The sequence below is a fragment of the Pseudomonas sp. EGD-AK9 genome, from assembly GCF_000465935.2.
Classification (GTDB): Bacteria; Pseudomonadota; Gammaproteobacteria; order Pseudomonadales; family Pseudomonadaceae; genus Aquipseudomonas.
Genome location: NZ_AVOF01000437.1, coordinates 1 through 2,280, shown reverse-complemented (window position 1 = coordinate 2,280; position 2,280 = coordinate 1). Strand labels below are relative to the sequence as shown.

Genomic DNA, 2,280 nt, shown 5'->3' with positions numbered 1-2,280 from the left:
GACCGCATGCTGTGCATCTACCTGGCGCAGAACCCCGGACTGACGCGCCGCTACATGGAACTGAGCTGATTGCCTAGACGAACATCAGGTGCGCGCCCGCGCATCGAGGACTCCTCATGAAACGCCTTGCCATCTTTATCTACGGTCTTGCCTGCTACGCCCTGTTTCTGGCCACCTTTCTCTACGCCATGGCCTTCGTCGGCAATCTGCCGGCGGCGCCGCGCACCATCGACGGCGCACCGCTGTTGCCCCTGGCCGACGCCCTGGCGATCGACCTGCTGCTGCTGACCCTGTTCGCCGTGCAGCACAGTGTGATGGCGCGCCCGGCCTTCAAGGCCCTGTGGACGCGAATCATCCCGGTCGAAGCGGAGCGCAGCACCTATGTGCTGTTTTCCAGCCTGGCGCTGATCGCCCTGTTCTACTTCTGGCAGCCGCTGGGCGGGATGATCTGGGAGATCGACAACCGCAGCGGGCGCCTGCTGCTCAACGCCGGTTTCGGCTTCGGTTGGGCGCTGGTGCTGTACAGCACCTTCCTGATCAACCATTTCGACCTGTTCGGCCTGCGCCAGGTGTGGCTGCAACTGCTCGGCCGGCCCTACACCGCGCTGCCGTTCCAGACCCCGGGGGTTTACAAGCTGGTGCGCCACCCGCTGTACCTGGGCTGGTTCTTCGCCTTCTGGTGCACGCCGCAGATGAGCGCCACCCACCTGCTGTTCGCCCTGGCCACCAGCGCCTACATCCTGCTGGCCATCGTCTTCGAGGAGCGCGACCTGCTGCGGGCGTATCCGCAGTACCGCAGCTATCGTCAACGGGTGCCGATGCTGCTGCCGCGCCTGCGCGGCAAGCGCAAGGTAGAGGAGCTGGAGGAGGCGGCCTGAAGCATCCGCTCGCCAACCGAAGGCGCCCCGCGGGGCGCCTTCGGCATGTGTGCAGAAAATTTTCGTGCGCCCCATCAAGCGTCCAAGGCACGAGCCGATACAGGTGAAAGTAGTTAGCTGAATCTTTTCAGGCCTGCAGTCAGGAATGGCAGCGGGTTGCCGACAACAGGAGCACCATCAATGTCGCTGCGTAATCTTGCCATCGCCCCGCGGGCGGCCCTGGGTTTTGGACTGGTGGCACTGCTGGTGCTGCTGCTCGGCGCCTTCTCTCTGTTGCAGATGGCGGAGATGCGCAAGCAGTCCACCGAGGTCGACGAAAACTGGCTGCCCAGCGTGCTGGCGCTGGCCGAGGTGAGTCAGGACGCGCTGCGCCTGCGCGCCATCACCCTGCGCCTGATGCTCAACCGCGAACCGGAGCAGGTGCAGAACAACCTGCGCCTGGCCGAGGAGCTGCGTGCCATGCTCGCCAAGGCGCAAACGGCTTACGAGCAGCGCATTACCACCAGCGAGGAACGTCGTCTCTACGACGACTTCAAACGGGCCGAGACGGCCTACCTGCAGGAGCAGGGGCGGATAGTCGAGGCGGTGCGCCGCGGCGATTTCGATGCCGCGATCGCGGTCGCCGGCGGCGTGCTCAACCAGCACGCCGATGCCATGGCCCGTGGCCTGCGCGAGCTCTCGGAACTCAACCGCAACGCCGCTTCGGCCGCGGCGCAGCGCGCCGGCGCGGTATTCGAGTCGGCGCGCGCCTGGGTCATCGGCATGCTGCTGCTGGCGGCCCTGGCCACCGTGGCACTGGCGCTGCTGCTGACCCGCAGCATCGTCGCGCCGCTGACCGAAGCGGTGCGGGTAGCCGAGGTGGTGGCTTCGGGCGATCTGACCCAGTCGATCCAGGTGCTCGGCAACGACGAGCCGGCGCGCCTGCTGGCGGCGCTGAAAAGCATGCAGCAGAGCCTGCGCAGCACCATCCAGAGCATCGCCGACTCCTCCAACCAGCTGGCCTCGGCGTCCGAGGAGCTGCACGCGGTGACCGAGGACTCGAGCCGCGGCCTGCACCAGCAGAACACCGAGATCGAACAGGCGGCCACTGCGGTCAACCAGATGACCGCGGCGGTGGAGGAGGTGGCGCGCAACGCGGTGAGCACTTCGGAGGCCTCGCGCGAGTCCAACCAGGTCGCCCAGCAGGGCCGCGAGCAGGTGCGCCAGACCGTCAGCTCGATCAGTCAGCTGGCCGAGGACGTGAACAGCACCTCCGGGCAGGTCGAGCAGCTGGCCGAGCGGGTGCGCGAGATCAGCAAGGTGCTCGACGTGATCCGCTCCATCGCCGAGCAGACCAACCTGCTGGCGCTCAACGCCGCCATCGAGGCCGCGCGGGCCGGCGACGCTGGCCGCGGCTTCGCCG

2 protein-coding genes are annotated in these 2,280 nt (G+C 67.0%); both read left to right on the top strand.

Going from position 1 to position 2,280, the window contains the following annotated elements; genetic code table 11:
- Window positions 1-116 precede the first annotated feature (116 nt).
- Window positions 117-878 carry a methanethiol S-methyltransferase gene (gene mddA, locus N878_RS18080; RefSeq protein WP_021444986.1) on the top strand — a complete coding sequence of 254 codons (762 nt, stop codon included), beginning with the start codon at window positions 117-119 and terminating at the stop codon, window positions 876-878.
- Window positions 879-1,058: 180 nt separating this feature from the next.
- Window positions 1,059-2,280: methyl-accepting chemotaxis protein (locus N878_RS18075; protein ID WP_021444985.1), on the top strand; the 1,222-nt coding region annotated here is incomplete at its 3' end.